This window comes from Psychroflexus gondwanensis ACAM 44, assembly GCF_000355905.1.
Lineage (GTDB): Bacteria > Bacteroidota > Bacteroidia > Flavobacteriales > Flavobacteriaceae > Psychroflexus > Psychroflexus gondwanensis.
In genome coordinates this window covers 339,211-358,520 of sequence record NZ_APLF01000009.1, presented here as the reverse complement: position 1 = coordinate 358,520, position 19,310 = coordinate 339,211, and the positions used below count along the sequence as shown (strand labels likewise).

The following is a 19,310-nucleotide window of genomic DNA, read 5'->3' as shown; positions in this document are numbered from 1 at the left end:
GCGACTTTTTATTGGAGGTTAATGAATACAAATTCTTATTTTTGAGCAAAATAAGAACAAAAGATGATAGATTCTAAGACGCTTTTAAATCGATTCCTTACCTATGTCAAAATAGATTCGCAAAGCAATCCAAATAGTGAAAGTACACCTAGTACAGAAAAACAGTGGACTATTGCTCATCTCTTAAAAGAGGAGCTAGAACGTATCGGTTTACAGGATGTTTCTATAGATGATAAGGCCTATATTATGGCAACACTACCTTCAAACGTAGACCATGAGGTTCCAACGATAGGTTTTGTGTCGCATTTTGATACCTCACCAGATTTCAAGGCTTCTAACATTAAGCCTCAAATTCATGAAAATTATGATGGTGGAGATATACTGCTCAATGCCGAAAAAAATATCATCTTGTCCCCAGATTATTTTGAGGATCTTAAACTCTACGAGGGTCAGACCCTCATCACTACTGATGGCACTACTCTTTTAAGCGCCGACGATAAAGCAGGAATTACTGAAATTATTATGGCGATGGAATACCTTGTAGACCATCCCGAAATAAAACATGGAAAGATAAGGGTCGGTTTTACCCCAGATGAAGAAATAGGAAGAGGTGCCCACCATTTTGATGTTGAAAAATTTGGTGCAGCCTACGCTTACACCATGGACGGAAGTCAAATTGGCGAATTGGAATACGAAAACTTCAATGCTGCGTCTGCTACCCTAAAATTTAAAGGAACAAGTGTTCACCCAGGCTACGCTAAAGGAAAAATGGTAAATTCGATGTACCTCGCTCAAAAATTTATTGATGTCTTACCAAAAGAGGAAGTCCCAGAACAAACTGAAGGTTACGAAGGGTTTTTTCACCTCTCCAAAATGAATGGTAACATAGAGCTCAGTGAATTAAACTATATTATAAGAGATCACGACAAAGCAAAATTTGAAGCTAGAAAAGAACTTTTTGAAGGCATTGTTGCCAAAATGAATAAAACCCACGGTCAAGAGGTGGTGGAGTTAGAAATTCATGATCAATATTACAACATGAAAGAAAAAGTAGAGCCTATCAAATACATTGTAGATATTGCCGAGCAAGCCATGAAAGAGCTTCACATCACCCCCATCCTAAAACCCATAAGAGGAGGGACTGACGGTGCTCAACTTAGTTACAAAGGCCTACCTTGTCCTAACATATTTGCTGGAGGGCATAATTTTCATGGAAAATTCGAGTATGTTCCGTTAGAAAGTATGGTGAAAGCTAGTGAAGTCATTGTCAAAATTGCAGAACTCACGGCAGGTCGCTAAATCTTAAAACATAGCACGATTTTAAGTATATTCGTTTATATAACCACAACCAAATGAAATTTTTTAAATATATCTTCTTTCTTCTTGTTTTACTTTTTGTTGTAGGCTCCCTTTATATTGCAACGGTAAGTGTAAATAATCAAGAAACGATAAATTTTGAAACCCCCATCAACGCAAAACTCTTCGAGTTGAAGATTAAAGATTTTTCTACCTATCACAACTGGTTTTCTATAGGTAAAGATGAGGCTATAAATCCTAGACTAAGCAACTCCGATGATTTTGAAAATTCAACACTTTCTTGGCAGAATTCAAAATTTGAAAGTATCAATCTTCAAAATAAATCTAAAGTTTCGGATTCACTTGTACAGCAGCTCACTTTAAAAACGTGGTTAAGCCTTTCTGAAATTGATTTAACTTGGAAATTCGAAACTTTAGAAAAGAACTCAAATCTTATACTTCATCTAAAATCGGATGCTAGCTTTTGGCAAAAAGCTGAATACGTATTTACTGGAATTTCACATCTAGACATCGCTAAAACCTCTATCGAAAATAGCTTAAACAGCCTTGAAAGTTTTATTCAGAAAGAAATTTCAGTCTACGATATGACTGCTGTGGGTAAAGTTGAAACAGGTCGATTTTACTTGCTTCACGCTACCTCTGCAGCTAGACTTAACTTTAATAAAATCCTAGAAAAATCTGAGCCCATTTTCAAAAGTATAGAAGACTTTATGATGGAGCAAAAGTTTGAAATCTATAAGGGAAGACTTATTTTATTTGAGAATTTATATGAAAATACGGATAATCTCATATTTTCTCCAGGAATAGGTTCACAAGACAATATTGCTATTCCTAACACTTATGAGATTTTGTCTAAATCCGTTAGTCAAGGAGCTTATTTTAAAACCACGCTTACAGGGGATTATATCAATATGAAGGAGTTTATTGAGTATAGCAATACCATAATTGCAAATAGATCACTAAAAATCGATAGGCAGCTAAAACCCTTTCTAGAATTTGAAATCAATTCAAACTCTACTGTTAATCCTTCCAAGTGGATTACCCATTATTATATCCCCATAATTGAATAAATATGAAGTCTGTATTGCTAGTATTTCTTGGGGGTGGATTAGGAAGTGTCTGCCGATATTTGGTAATGCTATTTTTTAAAACGCAAGTAGACTTCAAGTTTGACTTATTTAGCACATTAACCGTAAATATTTTAGGAAGTCTTTTAATTGGGTTTTTATTGGGCTGGTTAATGAAATCTGAAGCTCTGTACTCGAATTTACAGCTTTTACTAGCAGTGGGTTTTTGTGGCGGATTTACAACCTTCTCCACTTTCTCTTCAGAAAATCTAAATTTATTAAAAAGCAATCTTTACTTTGAGTTTTTACTTTATGCTCTAGGAAGCCTTGTATTGGGAGTCTTAGCTGTATTTTTAGGTTTTATAATCACTAAAAACTTAGCTGCACATTAACTTTTAATATCCTTTTGCAGTATTCACTTCATTCAGTAAGGCTTTTCCATTTTTCATCCTCTCATAATTGTCTAGCAATTGATTGGCAACTGACTCTGGATCTGTCATACTCGCAATATGTGGTGTAATTTGGATTTGAGGATGTTCCCAAAATGGATGAGAACGAGGAAGAGGTTCTTCTCGAAAAACATCTAGGCTTGCTCCACTTATAATGTCCTGATCAATGGCTTTTAATAAGTCATCTTCATTAAGGTGCTCTCCTCTAGCCACATTAATTAAATAGGCTTTATTTTTTAGTTTTCTGAAGAGGTCAAGATTCAGAATTCCTGTGGTGAGTTCGGTTACTGGCAATAAGCAAACCAGAATCTGAGTTTTATTCAAAAATTCATCCTGTTCTTTTTCTCCATAAACTCGGATGCCATCAACTGTTTTTGAAGAGTTGGCATAGCCTATAACCTCAAACCCATTTTTTTTTAAAACTTTACCAGCTTCTTGTCCAAGAACACCATAACCCATAATACCAACTGAAGTATTTTTTGGAGTTTGATAAGGCTTAGTATTCCAAAGTTTAGCAGGTTGATCTTGGAGATGTGTGAAAAAGTTTCTAGAGACCGCCAAACAATTTAATAGGACGAATTGGCTCATGTCTTCTGTTAACTGCTCATCGACAATTCTTGTTACCCTTACCTGCTTAGGCAAATCTTTATCTTTTAAAATATGATTTACACCTGCTCCCATAGAAGCTATGACTTTAAGGTTTGGAAAATCTTTATAAAGACCTTCTGGATGTTTCCAGGAAATGGCAAATTCAATATCTTCTGGTCGGTCAATATCTGGATAAATCTGGATATCTAAAGATTCATTTTTAGACATCAGTGTATCTTTCCATTTTTGGGGATCTCTATTTGTACTTACAATTAATATAGACATGCTTATTGATTTTATTCAAAATTATACTTTTTATCCATAGCATACCGCAACAACTCTCCTTTACCATATAGATCTAATTTATGAGCCATATTTCTTCGGTGGGTGTGGATGGTGGAAACAGCACAAGCTCTTTCATCAGCTATTTCTTGAGATGATTTGCCTTCAGCAATGAGGTTTAGTATGTCTTTTTCTGTATTCGATAGTTTTGTTTTTGAAGATGTGGAATTAACCTCAAATAAGCTTGTAAGCCCATGAAGATGCTTATCGAAATATTTTTCTCCCTTATTTATCTCTTCAATAGCAGTCACCAACTCATCTAGCGCAGATGTCTTTAAGATATAGCCGTCCACGTCTACATCTACCATTTTATTAATCACATCGGGTTGATCGAACATAGAAAGAACTATAACTTTTACATTTTTGAAATCTCGCTTAATCTCCCTAGCTAAGGAAACACCGTCCATCTTTGGCATTTTAAGATCTGTAATCACAACATCTACAGGAGAGATTTTAAGCTGTTTTAAGAAATCCTTACCATCATTGGCAGAAAATACAAGATCTATGGATTCATTTTCATCAAACCGAAGACTTATACCGTCAATGAGAGTTTGGTGATCATCTGCAATTGCTACTCTTATCATAGTGGAATATCTATTATTAATGTAGTCCCGTTACCTTCTGCAGAATCTATAGTAAATTCTCCTTTTAGATAGGTAACTCGCTGTTTTATGCTTTGTAAGCCAAAAGACTCTTTTTCTTCAATTTTATTTTTGTTGAAACCAACGCCATTGTCCTCTATAATAATATTTAAGAGATCATCAGATTTAGTGAGTGAGATAGAGGCTGTAGTGGCTTGAGAATGTTTAACCACGTTGGCCATGGTCTCTTGAATAATTCTAAACACATTTAGTTCTAATTTATCATCCAGCCGATCTCCGGTAGGGATAAAATGAAAGAAATCCACTTCAATCTTACTAAAGGAACTGATATTTTTGCTTAAAGTACTCAAAGCAGGGATGAGTTCATTTTCAGCCATAAGGCCGCTATGCTTAAGGTGAGCTAGTGATCTAATGTCTTGATAGGTTTGCTCCAATAGATCGTAAGCTCTATCAAAACCTAAGGGCTTGGAGTCTTTTGCTTTTAACTCCCTATACAAATGATCGAAATAAGACTTGATTGCTGTAAAATTAGACCCGATGTTATCGTGTAAATCGCTTGCAAGTCTAGCACGCTCTTTCTCTTGTCCTACCACTAAAGCATCTATAGCCTTAATTTCTTGTTCTTTTAACTCTTCTTCAATTTTACTGATTTCGAGAGCCTTGTTTTTCTGGATGAGTAGTTGTTTCTTTTTTGCATTTTGATAAGTCGCAATGGATAGAAATATAAGAAGGGCAAAGGCTCCTATTGAACCGTAAATAATGGACTCACTCCTTTCATTTTTCTTTTCTAAAACTAAATTCTGTCTCTCTTTTTTTTCCGCCTCAAATCGGGTTAGCGTGATATTTTGTTGTGTAATGTCTATACTGTCTCGATAAAGTAAAGTTTCGTTTAAATATTTGTAGGCTGAGTCGAGTTGGTTTAGGGCTTTATAATCTTTAGCAAGCTTTTGATTGATGTAGGCAGTTAACTCAAAATCGTAATTAAAATTCCTTAAATTATTAGCCTTTTTGGTCCAATACACCGCTTCCTCATAATCTCCTGTAAAACTATTTAGATCTCCCATACTAAAATAACCTAGGGCTGCTTTATGAGGTAAACCGAGTTGTTGATAAATATCAATTCCTTTATTATAATAAAATTCTGCGGAATCTTTTTGGATGACAACATCCGTATAGTACATAGCATGATAAGTGTGAACATTTCCAAGCTTGTAAATATTGGGGTCTTTTTCCAAATAGCGGTAGGCCTTATAAATATGGTCGAGAAAACCTGTAGTAGAATCTTGGCTTTCCAAACTCATATAAGCTAACTCAATTTCTAGATCTACCATTTGCATGGGATCATTAAGTTCGATTGCCATTTGCTGAAAATCATCAAGATAATCTACTGGTTTTTGGTAAATATCCTCGTTGGCTACGGTATAAAAAAGGTCTAAATTGATGCGATTGTATCTCACTAAGTCTCCTATCTCTTTAAAATAGATTTGTGCCTTGGTATAGTTGAGCGCAGCAAGATCGAAATTGCTATTCATATCAAAAGACTCGGCAAGATTATAGAAATAGTAAGCCTTTTGCTTAGGATCTAGCAGTGTGGTATCTATACTATAAAGAACCTTAAATGATTCTTCTAGTTGTTTGAAAGTGTTGTGATAGCGTGTCTTCGCTAGCTTAAAGTTAGTCGAGTCTAAGGCCTCAGACTGGAACAACAAATCCTCTAATGTTTCAAATTTATTGTGTTCAAAAAGGCTATCGATTTCTGGTGTTTGAGCGATAGAACTAAAACTTAGTAGACTTAAAATAAAAACCCCTAGGGTTTTGGTAAAAAACATAGATATTTTTTCTCCAATTTAACCTAAAGGTAAAATAATATTTAAGAAACCTAAGAACCTCCCGTAATTTTTTTAATGAGGTCTAAGATAGATTCCTCTCTCCAATAAAATCTTAAAAGGACAAGTGAAATGATAAATGTAAAAAAACCCAAGAGTACAAACAAACTTCCTTTATAGTACTTATTATGGAGCCCTTTATCTTTGATGTATGAATAAATAAGAATGGCGACAAAAACTACAACAAAGAAAATGATAAAGGCAATACGCCCAGGAGTAAACATAATTTCATATTTTTCACAAAAATACTTTTAAATCTTATGAAAAAGACATTAGAACATGTAAAAATATTTCATAAAGCTTTTGGACTCGATGTTTCAGAAGTTCAAAAAGCAGATCTAGGACTGGATAAAAACATGCTGCGCTACAAGTTGATGCGAGAAGAAAATGAAGAATATCTAGAAGCAGCATCTCAAGGTGATCTTGTAGAAGTTGCAGATGCGTTGGGAGATATGCTTTACATCCTGTGCGGTACCATCATTTCCCATGGCATGCAACATAAAATAGAGGAAGTCTTCGAGGAAATCCATCGAAGCAACATGAGCAAGCTAGATAAAAACGGAAAACCGATTTACAGAGAAGATGGTAAAGTTTTAAAAGGACCCCATTATTTTAAGCCTGAACTCAAGGATATCCTAATCCGTTAAAATAGGCCGTGAATTTCACCGTCTATTTTATTAAATATCAAACCTAAGTCTTCGGGTTTATCAACAAAGTCCAGTTCATCAACATCTATGACTAAGAGTTTACCTTTTTCATAATTTTGAATCCAAGCTTCATAGCGCTCGTTCAATTTATTAAGGTAATCTATAGAAATAGAATTTTCATAGTCGCGACCGCGTTTTTGAATTTGCTTTACCAAATTAGGCACACTACTTCTAAGGTAGATCAGCAAATCTGGAGCTTCTGTAACAGATTCCATAAGGTCGAATAGCGATGAATAGTTTTTGAAATCTCTATTAGACATCAAACCCATCGCATGTAAATTGGGAGCAAAAATAAAAGCATCTTCGTAAATAGTTCTATCCTGAATGATGTCTGTATTGCTTTCGCGGATCTCGAGAATTTGTCTAAACCTACTGTTCAAAAAATAAATTTGAAGGTTGAAAGACCAACGTTTCATGTCTTCATAAAAATCCTCCAAAAACGGATTTTCAATAACATCTTCGTATTCTGCTTTCCAATTATAATGTTTAGCTATTAGTTGGGTAAGAGTTGTCTTTCCTGCTCCTATATTTCCAGCGATTGCAACGTGCATATAATCAATTATTTACGGTGGTTAATGTGTATGTATAAAGTACTTTATCGCTGTAAATATAGAGGTTTTGGGCATTGAAATAAAATTGATTGAACGTAATTTTAGGTTTTTTAAAAGAGATTCTTTGACTTGGGTCCTTTTCAAACAACTCCAAACTCGATTGGGTTTGTACCATCACTTGACTTTTGAATGTAGCAAAGGATATTGCTCCTTCTAAGCTAAATTTATCTACCACACTTCCTGTGATGTTAAACTTTGTAAATGAGTTTGGGTGCTGAAGCCAACAAAAATTGTAATTGCTTTTGAAATGTAAGATCTCTTGGTTTATGGGTAATGAGGTGTTTTGTGTCAGTTCATCTCGATAGTCGAACAATTCCAATTGCTGTATATCTGCATTGAAAATCCACAGTAAATTATCTTTAGAAACACCCACGAAATCGACCGTTTTAAAATCTGAAATAACGCCGAAATTAATACGGGTTATTTCATTCAATCGATTATCTAAAATGACAATGGTATTGGCTTCTTTATAAAACAAAAGAATGCTTAGAGGATTTAATAAATCTACACTTTCGAGATCACCGAGTTGCAAATCTTGAAATTGAAATTTTTGCTTGTTTTCAGTTTTATAAAACACATTTCTTTCAGAAAAGTAAAATCTGTCGTAAACATCTACCCCCCAAAAACGATCTGCGGGCAAGACTACACTATCTATAAGCTTCAGGTTTTGTTCTTGAGCATTTATACCAGTAGTTATAATATTCAGAAGGAAAAAAAAATAGAGCAGTTTCATAAAACCAAATGATTTATCAAGATATGAAATAATCCTGAAAACAGTCAAAGTTAGACCAAATGCAATCAATGGCATCTGTAATCATATGAAATATCAAGCCTATGCTTATAAGTCTCACCCATTTATTTTTTACAAAGATGAAGGTGAGGATGTAAACTAGAATCGCTATTTCCGAGTGAAACGTATGAAAGCCTATGCTACATCGACTGGGATCGAAAATAGGAATCGCCCATAAATGGTCTATATCAACAAGCATGGTAGCCAATAAAACCAAATAGCTTTTCCAAACGTGTTTAGGAGTATACAACCAGGCAATAAAAAAAATCACTAAAAAATGATTCGCGTAATGAACAAAAGTTTGCAACATCGTTATCGTTTAATCCAGTTGCAAAATACAGTTAAACAGCTCTTAAACGCAAAGGGTTTTTGTGAATATATGGACAACTTACCCGACTAAAACCTTATTTTTGCATCAAAATATAAATCATGAGTGATAAACTAATCGCCCCATCTATACTCGCTGCAGATTTTGCCAATTTACAACGTGATGTAGAAATGGTAAATACAAGTCAAGCAGATTGGTTCCATATCGATATTATGGATGGTGTGTTTGTGCCTAATATCTCTTTTGGGATGCCTGTTTTAAAGGCTATTTCCAAACATGCTAAAAAATTCATCGATGTTCACCTCATGATTGTTGATCCAGATCGATATATAAAGGAGTTTGCAGACTTAGGGTCAAATATGCTTACGGTACATTACGAAGCCTGTACACATTTGCACAGAAGCTTACAATCTATTAAAAACCATGGAATGCAAGCTGGTGTTGCTCTTAATCCACATACCAATGTAGAGTTATTGAGGGATTGCATCAATGATATAGATATGGTATGTCTTATGAGCGTAAATCCGGGTTTTGGTGGACAACACTTTATTGAACGTACTTACGAAAAAATAAAACAACTCAAGACATTGATTCTTGAGGAAGGCGCTGATACTAAGATCGAAATTGACGGAGGAGTCACCGATAAGAATGCTGAAAAACTCATAGCTTGTGGCGCAGATGTCTTAGTCGCAGGAAGCTATGTCTTTAAAAGTGATGATCCAGAAGAAACTATTTTGAACCTTAAAAATTCTATAAATAAATAAACTATGACGTATGACGTGTTGATTGTTGGTGGTGGACCCATAGGTATAGCTAGCGCAATAGAAGCTAAAAAAAAGAATCTTTCTTATATCATTATAGAAAAAGGAGCCTTAGTCAACTCCTTATATAATTATCCAGACAAAATGACTTTTTTCTCTACCTCTGAAAAGTTAGAATTAGATCAAATTCCATTTGTAAGTAATAATAACAAACCTACCAAGCAAGAAGCCTTGGAATATTACAGAAGGATTGTAGACTACAAGCAAATTCACATTAACCTATTTGAAAAAGTAGAGAAAGTAACTAAAGACAAAAGCTTTTTTACAATATCTACAAGTAAAGCAGAATATCAAGCCAAGAATATTGTTGTTTCAACAGGATTCTACGATATCCCAAATTACCTTAATATTCCTGGAGAAGAGTTGGAAAAAGTCTCTCACTATTATAGAGATCCTCATTATTATGCTACCCAAAAACTAGTCGTTGTGGGAGCGAGTAATTCCTCTGTAGATGCAGCTTTAGAAACTTATCGAAAAGGGGCCGATGTGACTATGATAGTAAGAGGTGAGCAAATTGGGGAACGCGTAAAGTATTGGGTAAGACCAGATGTTCTCAATAGAATTAAAGAAGGCAGTATCAAGGCTTATTTCAATTCTGAATTAACAGAGGTTGGAAAAGATTACGTTAAATTTAAAGATGAACAAGGACATGTTCAAGAAATAGAAAATGATTTTGTACTTGCGCTCACTGGGTATCGCCCAAACTTTGAATTTCTAAAAATGCTTGGGTTGGACTTAAGTGACGACGGCCTTTCAATACCTACCTACAACCCTCAAACTATGAAAACCAATGTAGAAGGCATCTATCTTGCCGGTGTTATTTGTGGGGGTATGGAAACACATAAATGGTTTATAGAAAACTCTAGAATTCACGCCAAAATGATTATGGAGGATATTAATTCTTAAATAACGTTTGTTATCAATTTTAATTTAACAATTTGATTACCTTTAAAAATGTTAAATTTCAATTTCAAAGAGTCTTTTAAATCTTTAAATTCTTTTTTCCTCTCAGAGACCTTAAAAGAACAGCTAGAGAAAATTATTGTTATTGTAGCTATCGTAAGTTTTGGAATCCACTTAGGGATTATAGGACTTATAGATTTCGATTTTTTGGATATAGGTAAATATGATGGGAACTTAATTATTAGCCCCATATCTGCTATTTATACCCCATTCTCAATTATATTAATTTACGAGGTTTACCTTTTGGTGTTCTACCTCCCTAAGTCCATTACCATTTACATTGGTAAGCAATACGAAATTATTACTCTGATATTGATTCGGAAAATCTTTTACGATTTATCGAATCTCGAATTTTCATCCGATTGGTTTTCCATTGAAGGTGATATCCAATTTACCGTAGATTTATTGGCAACCTTAGCCTTATTCTTCTTGATTTTTCAATTCTATAAGCTAAATGCTAAAAATAAGGTCGAAAAAGAGAAATTGAACAACAAGACTAAAACCCACATTAAAGTAAAGAATGCTTTTGCAACTATTTTAGTCCCGGTTATTGTCCTTCTCGCCATTTTTTCTCTTGGAAGCTGGCTTTATGAAACGTTTAATAGTACCGATTACTCATCTACCTCTATTAAAACAGTGAATACCATTTTCTTTGATGACTTCTTTACTGTTTTAATCCTTATAGATGTCCTATTATTATTGTTTTCATTCCTTCAAACTGAAGAATTTAGCAGGGTTATCCGTAATTCAGGTTTTGTTATTTCAACCATTCTTATCAAACTTTCATTTTCTGCAGATAATATTATCAATACCATTTTGATTGTTGTCGCGGTGAGTTTTGGTGTGTTGATACTCTATATTTATAATCAATACTTTAAACTCAATCAAAGAATAAAGTCTTAACTGTTTGGATATAAGCCCTTTTCAGTGTATATTATAAAAAACTGAAAAAAAAATGTTGGATTTTATAATTATTGGCGCTGCACAAGCTGGTTTGTCTATGGCTTACGAGCTTAAACAGTTACAAAAGAATTATGTAGTCTTAGATAAGGAAAGTGAAATAGGAGCCTCTTGGTTAAAGCGATGGGACTCTCTAACCTTATTTACCCCTTCTGAATTTAACAATCTAAAAGGTCTTAAATTTCCAAAACCTAAAGGACACTATCCAGATAAATATGAAGTTGCTGAATATTTTAAATCCTATGTGGATACCTTCGATATTCCTATTGAATTCGATACTCTAGTAACAGAAATTCAAGATAAATCTGATTATTTTGTGGTCAAATGCGAAGATGGATTTTATGAAGCGGAGCAAGTCATCATAGCTACAGGACCATTTCATATTCCTTACACACCCCCATTTTACCAAAAGATAGATTCCTCTGTTTTTCAAATTCACAGCGATTATTATAAAAATCCGAGTCAATTGCAAAAAGGAAAGGCGATGGTCGTTGGAGCTGGAGATTCTGGATATCAGATCTTGGACGAAATTTCCAATACGGACAGAGACGTCTATTTTTCTGGAGATACAGAAGTTAAAACTTTACCGCAGGAATTTTTAGGTAAAACTTTATGGTGGTGGTTCACTAAGACGGGATATTTGAGCTTTAGCAAAACGTCTTGGTTAGGAAAAAAGATAAGCGAGTCCAAACAACCCATTATAGGAGTAGATGTAAAAGGCATTTTGAATAAAGAAAATGTAATTCCAGTTGGAAAAACCATCAATGCCAATTCTCATAAAATTGTAACAGAAAAAGCTGAATTAACTGATGTCAGAAATATAATTTGGGCCACAGGATATCGACCAAAATTTGAATGGATAGAAGGTTTGGAATTAGACAAAAACGGCTACCCTCTTCATCATAGGGGAATAAGTAATATTGATGGCTTATATTTTATCGGTTTGCCGTGGTTGCACACTAGAGCTTCTGCCACTTTAGGGGGCATCCAAAAAGATGCTGATTATCTAGGAGATTATATTCTGGAAAAAGAATCTAAAAAGGAAAAGGTGAACATTTAAGCATAAAAAAAGCCCTGAATATCAGGGCTTTAAGATTATATAAACTTAAGATTTAAGCTAAAACTTTTTGTACTTTATCTGCAGCTTCTTTAAATTGAACAGCAGTTTCCACATTAATTCCAGCTTCATTGATCAATTTAACAGCTTCTTCAGCATTAGTTCCTTGAAGTCTTACAATGATAGGGACATTTATTTGGTCTCCCATATTTTTATAAGCTTCAATAATACCTTTAGCGACTCGATCACATCTTACGATACCTCCAAAAATGTTTATTAAAATAGCTTCTACTTTTTTGTCCTTCAGAATAAGTTTAAAAGCTTGCTCTACTCGTTTTGCATCTGCAGTTCCTCCAACATCCAAGAAGTTGGCAGGCTCTCCTCCAGCAAATTTAATTAAATCCATAGTTGCCATGGCCAGTCCAGCGCCGTTGACCATACAACCAACATTACCATCAAGATTCACATAACTCAAACCAGCTTCTCTAGCTTCAACTTCTGTAGGATCTTCTTCACGCGTATCGCGCATGCTTTGGTAATCCTTATGTCTAAATAATGCTGAATCGTCTAAAGTTACTTTAGCATCTACTGCTATAATTTTATCATCACTGGTTTTCAAAACAGGGTTGATTTCAAATAAAGAAGAATCAGAACCTTCATAAGCTTTATACAAAGCAGTAACGAATTTGGTCATTTCTTTAAAGGCTTTCCCTTCTAATCCAAAGTTGAAAGCAATTTTACGAGCTTGAAACGGAAGAATACCTGTGGCAGGATCTATTTCTTCAGTAAATATTTTTTCTGGTGTATTTTCTGCTACACTTTCTATATCCACTCCGCCTTCTGGAGAATACATAATCATATTTCTTCCTGTAGCTCTGTTTAGCAAAACAGACATATAATATTCTTCTGGCTCATTATCCCCTGGATAATAAACGTCTTCTGTAATAAGAACTTGATGTACCTCTTTACCTTCTTTACTAGTTTGAGGGGTTACCAAATGCATTCCTAAAATCTCATCTGCTATCTGCTCCACCTCTTTAAGGTTTTTGGCGAGCTTAACTCCACCTCCTTTTCCACGTCCACCAGCATGAACTTGAGCTTTTATAACATGCCATCCAGTTCCGGTTTCTTCAGTGAGTTTTTTTGCAGCTTCAACAGCTTCTTTAGGAGTTTTGGCTAGGATCCCTTTTTGGATGCCAACACCAAAACTGCTTAATATTTCTTTGCCTTGATATTCATGTAGATTCATAATCAGGTTTTATGATATAAATTTGGAGCACAAAAGTAATAATTTAATAGTTGGCCACAATAATTTAAAAAGGTTTATTGGTATCTTAGCATTAAGCAAGATTCTTACTAGTATAATCTTAAATGTTTCCCTTATGAATCCAGATTTTCAGAAAAAAACCCTTATCGAACTTGCCCATGCTAAAATGCATTTTGGCAAATATAAAGGTTACTATCTGGCAGACATCCCAGAATACTATCTTATTTGGTATAAGCGAAAAGGTTTCCCTGAAAATAAGCTAGGGCAACAAATGCAAGAAATCTTAGAGATGAAAGTGAATGGACTTGAATTTATTTTGAGAAAAATCAGAAATACCAATTGAAATTATTTTAAGGTTTTTACCTTCTTAAGCAAAAATTAAATGATATTTTTGCATCCCATATAGACACAAACTTCCAACACAAATGGCCGATACAAAGTATATTTTTGTAACAGGCGGTGTTTCTTCGTCTTTAGGGAAAGGAATAATCGCAGCATCTTTAGCTAAACTTCTTCAAGCAAGAGGCTATAAAGTTACCATCCAAAAACTAGATCCTTATATCAATATAGATCCAGGGACTCTAAATCCTTATGAACATGGTGAGTGTTTTGTCACTGAAGATGGAGCTGAAACCGATCTAGATCTTGGCCATTACGAGCGTTTTCTGAATGTGAATACCTCACAAGCCAACAATGTTACCACTGGAAGAATCTACCAAAGTGTCATCGATAAAGAGCGAAGAGGAGATTTCTTGGGAAAAACAGTTCAGGTGGTTCCTCATATTACCAATGAAATTAAAGAACGTATACAAATCTTAGGTCAAGACAACTCCTATGATATTGTTATCACTGAAATTGGAGGTACTGTTGGCGATATAGAGTCTTTACCCTATATTGAGGCTGTAAGACAGCTAAAATGGGAGCTCGGAGATCATAATTCTTTAGTAATTCACCTTACTCTTATTCCTTACCTGTCTGCTGCTAAAGAACTAAAGACAAAACCTACTCAGCACAGTGTCAAAACACTGATGGAAAGTGGAATCTCTCCTGAAATTTTGGTGTGTAGAACCGAACACCAAATCAACGATGACATCCGTAACAAATTGGCTTTATTTTGTAACGTTAAGAAAGAAGCGGTTATTCAATCCATAGATGCTGAATCTATTTACTATGTTCCTAACCTAATGGCCGAAGAAGGACTGGATACAATTACACTCAAAAAACTTAATCTTGAAGACAATGTAGTTCCAAACCTCGATAAGTGGAACTTCTTCGTCGACAAGCTTAAAAATGCCAAAGAGGAGTTATCTATTGGACTTGTAGGGAAATATGTCGATCTTCAAGATTCCTACAAATCTATTTTAGAGTCTTTTATTCATGCTGGAGCCTATAATGATGTGAAGGTAAAAGTAGTTTGGATCAACTCGGAAAAGAAAAAGCACAATGAAACTATTTTCCATCAACTCGATGGACTTTTGGTAGCGCCTGGTTTTGGTGAGCGTGGTATAGAAGGTAAAATAAATGCCGTACATTATGCTAGAACACATAAAATTCCATTTTTAGGCATTTGCCTTGGCTTGCAAATGGCTGTCATAGAATTTTCTAGAAATGTATTAGGCCTGAAAGGAGCAAATTCAACAGAAATGAATCCAAAAACTTCACACCCCGTTATTGGTCTCATGGAGGATCAAAAGAATATCCAACAAATGGGAGGCACTATGCGTTTGGGTGCTTGGGACTGTGAACTGCAACCTGGCTCTAAATTAGCTGAAATCTATGGAACTACTCAAATTTCTGAACGCCACAGACATAGATATGAAGTTAATAACAAATATGTAAGTGACTTAGAAAGCCACGGATTAATCTGTTCAGGTAAAAATCCACAAACGGGACTTGTTGAAACCATTGAGCTCGAAGATCACCCTTGGTTTGTTGGAGTACAATTTCACCCAGAGTATAAAAGTACAGTAGCAACTCCACATCCTTTGTTTTTGAGTTTTATAGAAGCTGCAAAAAAATACAGTCATCAATCATAACGGGATCAATTCAGCAAATAATCCAAGATTAATCTTACTTAATTGAAACAAAATGTTGATTTTTGCAAAGATTTTGTAAAATCAAAATATACAATATATAGTCAATGGAAGAAAAAAAGACATTTGATAAAAACTCCATTATTGGATTTGCGCTTATAGGGCTAATTCTGATTGGGGTCATGTACATGAATCCTAATGAGGACGTTGTTCCTGAACAAGATAATACAGAACAGGTTGAAACTAATTCCTCAACAAATCCCGTATCTACTTCTAATCGCACTCCTGAAACCTCACCACAAAAAGGAATTGCTAGCAATCTCCAAGATTCAGTAAATAGCGAGCTTGCCAAAAGAGACTATGGCGCCTTTGCTTATTCTGCTTTACAAGATTTTGCTAAAGATGATGCAGTGACCACCATCGAAAATGAGGTTATAAAATTGGAGATCAGCAACAAAGGTGGAGAAATTGTTGAGGCTAAGATGAAGCAATTTGACACCTACAAAGGCGATCCTGTTTATCTCATAAAAGATGGAAATGCCGATTTTAATATTGAATTTGAAACCAACGATGGCCGTGTCATAAATACTCGTGATCTTTACTTTGAGCCCAATCTTACCACTGAGAATGGGAATCAAGTCTTGACTATGCGCGCTAAAGTCTCCGATCTTGAATTTCTAGAATTTTACTATGGACTTGAGTCGGAGGATTACATGATGAATTTCGGGATTCGCTCTCAAGGTTTAAACAGTGTGATTTCTTCCGATCAAGCTAACTTATCTTGGGAAGTCAAAGTTCTAAGAAAAGCCAAGAGTATTTCTTATGAAAACAGATATACTGAAATTGTTTACCTCTATGAAGATGGAAAGGACGATTATACAGGACAGGGCGACGAGGCTATAGAGGAAGATGAATCAATTGACTGGATAGCTTTTAAACAGCATTTTTTTACATCTATTTTGTTGACAGATACTCCTTTTCAAAAAGGGAAAATGACTTCACGGAACTTGGTTCAAGATGAACAAATTGATACCCTTTATACTAAAAACTTCCTTGCTGAAGTCCCTTTAAAACTGAATAATGGAGAATTCTCTGAGTCCATGAATTGGTATCATGGCCCTTCAGATTTTGACGTCTTAAGTTCTTACGAGAGAAAATTAGATGAAATTGTTCCTCTGGGTTGGGGACTATTCGGCTGGATCAATAGATATGTCTTTATTCCTTTTTTTGGTTTCTTAAGTAGTAATCTTCCAAGCTATGGTCTTGCCATTATTGTCATGACTATCGTTGTAAGAATTGTCTTATCCCCTATTACTTACAAGTCTTACGTATCTCAAGCCAAAATGAAAGTTTTGAAGCCAGAGATCAACGAGATCAACGAAAAGTTCAAGGACAATGCCATGAAAAAGCAGCAGGAAACCATGAAGCTGTACAGTAAAACTGGAGTAAGCCCATTGGCAGGTTGTATTCCTGCCTTGTTACAAATACCAGTCTTTTATGCATTATTCCAATTTTTCCCGAGTGCTTTTGACTTAAGGCAAAAAGGATTTTTATGGGCGGATGACTTATCGAGTTACGACGTTATTTTCGAGTGGGATGCCTACATTCCATTAGTATCTTGGGCGTACGGAAACCACGTGAGTTTATTTCCTATTTTAGCATCTATAGCTATTTTCTTTTATACCCAAATGACTGCTGGACAAAACATGCAACAAGCCTCTCAGCCAGGGATGCCTAACATGAAGGTGATCATGTATTTTGCGCCTTTAGTGATGCTGGTCTTCTTTAATAATTATGCGAGTGGTTTATCTCTTTATTATTTTATCTCTAACTTAATTACCATTGGGATTATGCTAGTTATAAAACATGTCATTATAGATGATAAAAAAATCCTCGCTAAAATTGAAGAGAAGAAGAAAAAGCCTAAAAAGAAAAAAGGTAAGATTGGCCAAAAATTTCAGCAGATTATGGAACAAGCTGCCGAGCAACAAAAGAAAAAACAAGAAGATAAAAAATAAAAGAAATTTATTTTTTCATAAAAAAGGAGACCAATTTTGGTCTCCTTTTTAGTTTGATAAAGCTTCTAAAATTACTGAACACTCACCGTTCCATTCATACCAGAATGAATCGTACAGAAATATTGATTCAGCTCAGCAGCTAACTCGGGTGTAACTGTAAAGTCGAATTGTTGTCCTTCCGTTTGAAAGTTAACTGCAGAATCTCCTTCAAATGACCCGTCATTACTTTGACTCAAAAGCGCATCTCCATTTCCATTCCTGAGTTCAAATGGGTGAGAATTAGCCCCAGTAATGGTAAGTTTATAACGCGTACCTTCAGTTAAAGTCCAAGGACTATTATTAGTATTTAATGGGGTCACATTTTCATTACCAATAATATTACTTACGAAATAAGCTTGAGCGCCATCATTATCCACAGTCATTTGAACAAGTGGGTCTAAATTTAAATCTGGGAGAATTACACTGCTTACCACATGAACAACTCCATTGCCCGCTTGCACATCGGTTAAAATAATAGAAATCGTTCTACCATTTTGATCTGTTATTGTAGCATTTTCAGCATCTAGCTCGAACGTCTCTCCTAAAGTTTCTACAGTTCCGCTTTCCAATTCAGCTGATGTGATGTTGGCATTAGCAATAACATGTGTATTCAATACAGACGTTAGAACTGATGGGGCAATATCCGTCAAACTCTCAACACCTAATTCAGTCAATGCTGTTACAAATGCATCGTTGGTAGGAGCGAAAACGGTAAACGGAGCTGGAGCCTCAAAAGAACTTAAGGTAGCTACAAAATCTGGCTGTCCATCCAAAGTTAGAGCTTCAACCAAGATTCCAAATGTTGGATCTGCTGTAGCAAACGAAGTTACATTTGGAATAGTAATGACTTCATTCACAATATGGACCACTCCATTGGAGGCCAAATTATCTGGACCAGTAACAACAGATTGACCGTTTAAAGTTATGTCAGTTCCTACATTGACGTATAAACTTAAATTATTTTCTGCGCCGGATAAACTTTCCACAGCTAATGTGTTCAGGTAAGTAGAGAAAAGACTTGAAGACTCCGCTGCACCTTGAACAACATGATTCAATAGAATATTTTTTACTTGACTATCCGTTAAACTAGAAGTATCAATATTTCCAAATGCAGCGTCAGTTGGTGCGAATACAGTAAATAATCCTGAATTAAGATCCTCATCTAAACCAAAACTCAAAAGTAAATCTTCTAATATAGTATGATCTGGACTTTCAGAGATAATTTCGAAAGTAGTAGGGTCGTTCGCGATTGGAGCTGCAGCATCGTCTTCATAACAAGCACTTAGCAACACTGCTACTATTGCTATTAAAATTAATCTAGGCAAAAACATTTTCTTTTTCATCGTTATTTTTTATTGACAATATAGAAACATATCAGCATTATTTTGTTTAATAAAAGTTAATTTAGATTAAACAAAATGAATCTTATATGAAGAACTTAACAATGCTATTTTGACTGAGTCAA

At 35.0% G+C, this 19,310-nt stretch carries 20 protein-coding genes; 11 read left to right on the top strand and 9 right to left on the bottom strand.

The window, feature by feature from the left end:
* The first annotated feature begins 63 nt into the window (after window positions 1-63).
* The 3 genes from pepT to crcB are packed head-to-tail and all read left to right on the top strand — an operon-like array spanning window position 64 to window position 2,776.
* On the top strand, window positions 64-1,299 hold the full coding sequence (gene pepT, locus PGOND44_RS10520; protein ID WP_003441300.1) for a peptidase T: 1,236 nt from the start codon (window positions 64-66) through the stop codon (window positions 1,297-1,299).
* 53 nt (window positions 1,300-1,352) lie between these two features.
* The gene (locus tag PGOND44_RS10515) at window positions 1,353-2,387 is read left to right on the top strand and encodes a GyrI-like domain-containing protein (RefSeq protein WP_003441297.1); all 1,035 of its coding nucleotides are present in this window, start codon (window positions 1,353-1,355) and stop codon (window positions 2,385-2,387) included.
* Between the two features lie 2 nt (window positions 2,388-2,389).
* On the top strand, window positions 2,390-2,776 hold the full coding sequence (crcB, locus tag PGOND44_RS10510; RefSeq protein WP_003441295.1) for a fluoride efflux transporter CrcB: 387 nt from the start codon (window positions 2,390-2,392) through the stop codon (window positions 2,774-2,776).
* 3 nt (window positions 2,777-2,779) lie between these two features.
* On the opposite strand, the gene PGOND44_RS10505 is transcribed toward crcB, so the two are convergent.
* The 4 genes from PGOND44_RS10505 to PGOND44_RS10490 are packed head-to-tail and all read right to left on the bottom strand — an operon-like array spanning window position 2,780 to window position 6,475.
* Window positions 2,780-3,706: a 2-hydroxyacid dehydrogenase gene (locus tag PGOND44_RS10505; protein WP_003441292.1), complete on the bottom strand. Its 927-nt coding sequence runs from the start codon at window positions 3,704-3,706 to the stop codon at window positions 2,780-2,782.
* Window positions 3,707-3,717: 11 nt separating this feature from the next.
* The gene (locus PGOND44_RS10500) at window positions 3,718-4,347 is read right to left on the bottom strand and encodes a response regulator transcription factor (RefSeq protein WP_003441289.1); all 630 of its coding nucleotides are present in this window, start codon (window positions 4,345-4,347) and stop codon (window positions 3,718-3,720) included.
* Window positions 4,344-6,194 (bottom strand): sensor histidine kinase, encoded by a 1,851-nt coding sequence (locus PGOND44_RS10495; RefSeq protein ID WP_003441286.1) that lies wholly within the window; start codon window positions 6,192-6,194, stop codon window positions 4,344-4,346. The genes PGOND44_RS10500 and PGOND44_RS10495 overlap by 4 nt, the downstream gene beginning before the upstream one ends.
* A gap of 50 nt (window positions 6,195-6,244) precedes the next feature.
* Entirely contained in the window at window positions 6,245-6,475 is a 231-nt protein-coding gene (locus PGOND44_RS10490) for a hypothetical protein (protein ID WP_003441283.1), read from the bottom strand.
* A 36-nt stretch (window positions 6,476-6,511) separates the two neighbouring features.
* On the opposite strand from PGOND44_RS10490, the gene PGOND44_RS10485 reads away from it, so the two are divergent.
* Window positions 6,512-6,898: a pyrophosphohydrolase domain-containing protein gene (locus tag PGOND44_RS10485; RefSeq protein WP_003441280.1), complete on the top strand. Its 387-nt coding sequence runs from the start codon at window positions 6,512-6,514 to the stop codon at window positions 6,896-6,898.
* On the opposite strand, the gene PGOND44_RS10480 is transcribed toward PGOND44_RS10485, so the two are convergent.
* The 3 genes from PGOND44_RS10480 to PGOND44_RS15880 are packed head-to-tail and all read right to left on the bottom strand — an operon-like array spanning window position 6,895 to window position 8,669.
* Complete coding sequence (locus tag PGOND44_RS10480; protein ID WP_003441278.1) at window positions 6,895-7,509, bottom strand: deoxynucleoside kinase; 615 nt, start codon at window positions 7,507-7,509, stop codon at window positions 6,895-6,897. The genes PGOND44_RS10485 and PGOND44_RS10480 overlap by 4 nt on opposite strands.
* Window positions 7,510-7,513: 4 nt before the next feature.
* Window positions 7,514-8,302, bottom strand: a complete 789-nt coding sequence (locus PGOND44_RS10475) for a hypothetical protein (RefSeq protein WP_003441275.1) — start codon at window positions 8,300-8,302, stop codon at window positions 7,514-7,516.
* Window positions 8,303-8,318: 16 nt separating this feature from the next.
* Window positions 8,319-8,669 (bottom strand): DUF6122 family protein, encoded by a 351-nt coding sequence (locus tag PGOND44_RS15880; protein WP_003441272.1) that lies wholly within the window; start codon window positions 8,667-8,669, stop codon window positions 8,319-8,321.
* Between the two features lie 119 nt (window positions 8,670-8,788).
* On the opposite strand from PGOND44_RS15880, the gene rpe reads away from it, so the two are divergent.
* Genes rpe through PGOND44_RS10450 form a run of 4 tightly spaced genes read left to right on the top strand, consistent with a single transcriptional unit; the run spans window position 8,789 to window position 12,491 of the window.
* The gene (gene rpe, locus PGOND44_RS10465) at window positions 8,789-9,451 is read left to right on the top strand and encodes a ribulose-phosphate 3-epimerase (protein WP_003441269.1); all 663 of its coding nucleotides are present in this window, start codon (window positions 8,789-8,791) and stop codon (window positions 9,449-9,451) included.
* 3 nt (window positions 9,452-9,454) lie between these two features.
* Complete coding sequence (locus PGOND44_RS10460; RefSeq protein WP_003441267.1) at window positions 9,455-10,414, top strand: YpdA family putative bacillithiol disulfide reductase; 960 nt, start codon at window positions 9,455-9,457, stop codon at window positions 10,412-10,414.
* 48 nt (window positions 10,415-10,462) lie between these two features.
* Complete coding sequence (locus tag PGOND44_RS10455; protein WP_003441262.1) at window positions 10,463-11,374, top strand: hypothetical protein; 912 nt, start codon at window positions 10,463-10,465, stop codon at window positions 11,372-11,374.
* 52 nt (window positions 11,375-11,426) lie between these two features.
* Window positions 11,427-12,491 (top strand): flavin-containing monooxygenase, encoded by a 1,065-nt coding sequence (locus PGOND44_RS10450; RefSeq protein WP_003441260.1) that lies wholly within the window; start codon window positions 11,427-11,429, stop codon window positions 12,489-12,491.
* Between the two features lie 52 nt (window positions 12,492-12,543).
* Here PGOND44_RS10450 and sucC read toward each other — a convergent pair whose 3' ends face one another.
* Window positions 12,544-13,737: an ADP-forming succinate--CoA ligase subunit beta gene (gene sucC, locus PGOND44_RS10445; protein WP_003441257.1), complete on the bottom strand. Its 1,194-nt coding sequence runs from the start codon at window positions 13,735-13,737 to the stop codon at window positions 12,544-12,546.
* 133 nt (window positions 13,738-13,870) lie between these two features.
* Here sucC and PGOND44_RS10440 point away from each other — a divergent pair, with 133 nt between their 5' ends.
* The 3 genes from PGOND44_RS10440 to yidC all read left to right on the top strand — a co-directional run bounded on the left by PGOND44_RS10440 (window position 13,871) and on the right by yidC (window position 17,806).
* Window positions 13,871-14,098, top strand: coding sequence for a DUF3820 family protein (locus tag PGOND44_RS10440; protein ID WP_003441255.1), 228 nt, complete (start codon window positions 13,871-13,873; stop codon window positions 14,096-14,098).
* A gap of 82 nt (window positions 14,099-14,180) precedes the next feature.
* Window positions 14,181-15,791 carry a CTP synthase gene (locus tag PGOND44_RS10435; protein ID WP_003441253.1) on the top strand — a complete coding sequence of 537 codons (1,611 nt, stop codon included), beginning with the start codon at window positions 14,181-14,183 and terminating at the stop codon, window positions 15,789-15,791.
* Window positions 15,792-15,895: 104 nt separating this feature from the next.
* Complete coding sequence (yidC, locus tag PGOND44_RS10430; protein ID WP_003441251.1) at window positions 15,896-17,806, top strand: membrane protein insertase YidC; 1,911 nt, start codon at window positions 15,896-15,898, stop codon at window positions 17,804-17,806.
* A 71-nt stretch (window positions 17,807-17,877) separates the two neighbouring features.
* Here yidC and PGOND44_RS10425 read toward each other — a convergent pair whose 3' ends face one another.
* Window positions 17,878-19,188, bottom strand: a complete 1,311-nt coding sequence (locus PGOND44_RS10425) for a fasciclin domain-containing protein (RefSeq protein WP_003441248.1) — start codon at window positions 19,186-19,188, stop codon at window positions 17,878-17,880.
* Window positions 19,189-19,310 lie beyond the last annotated feature (122 nt).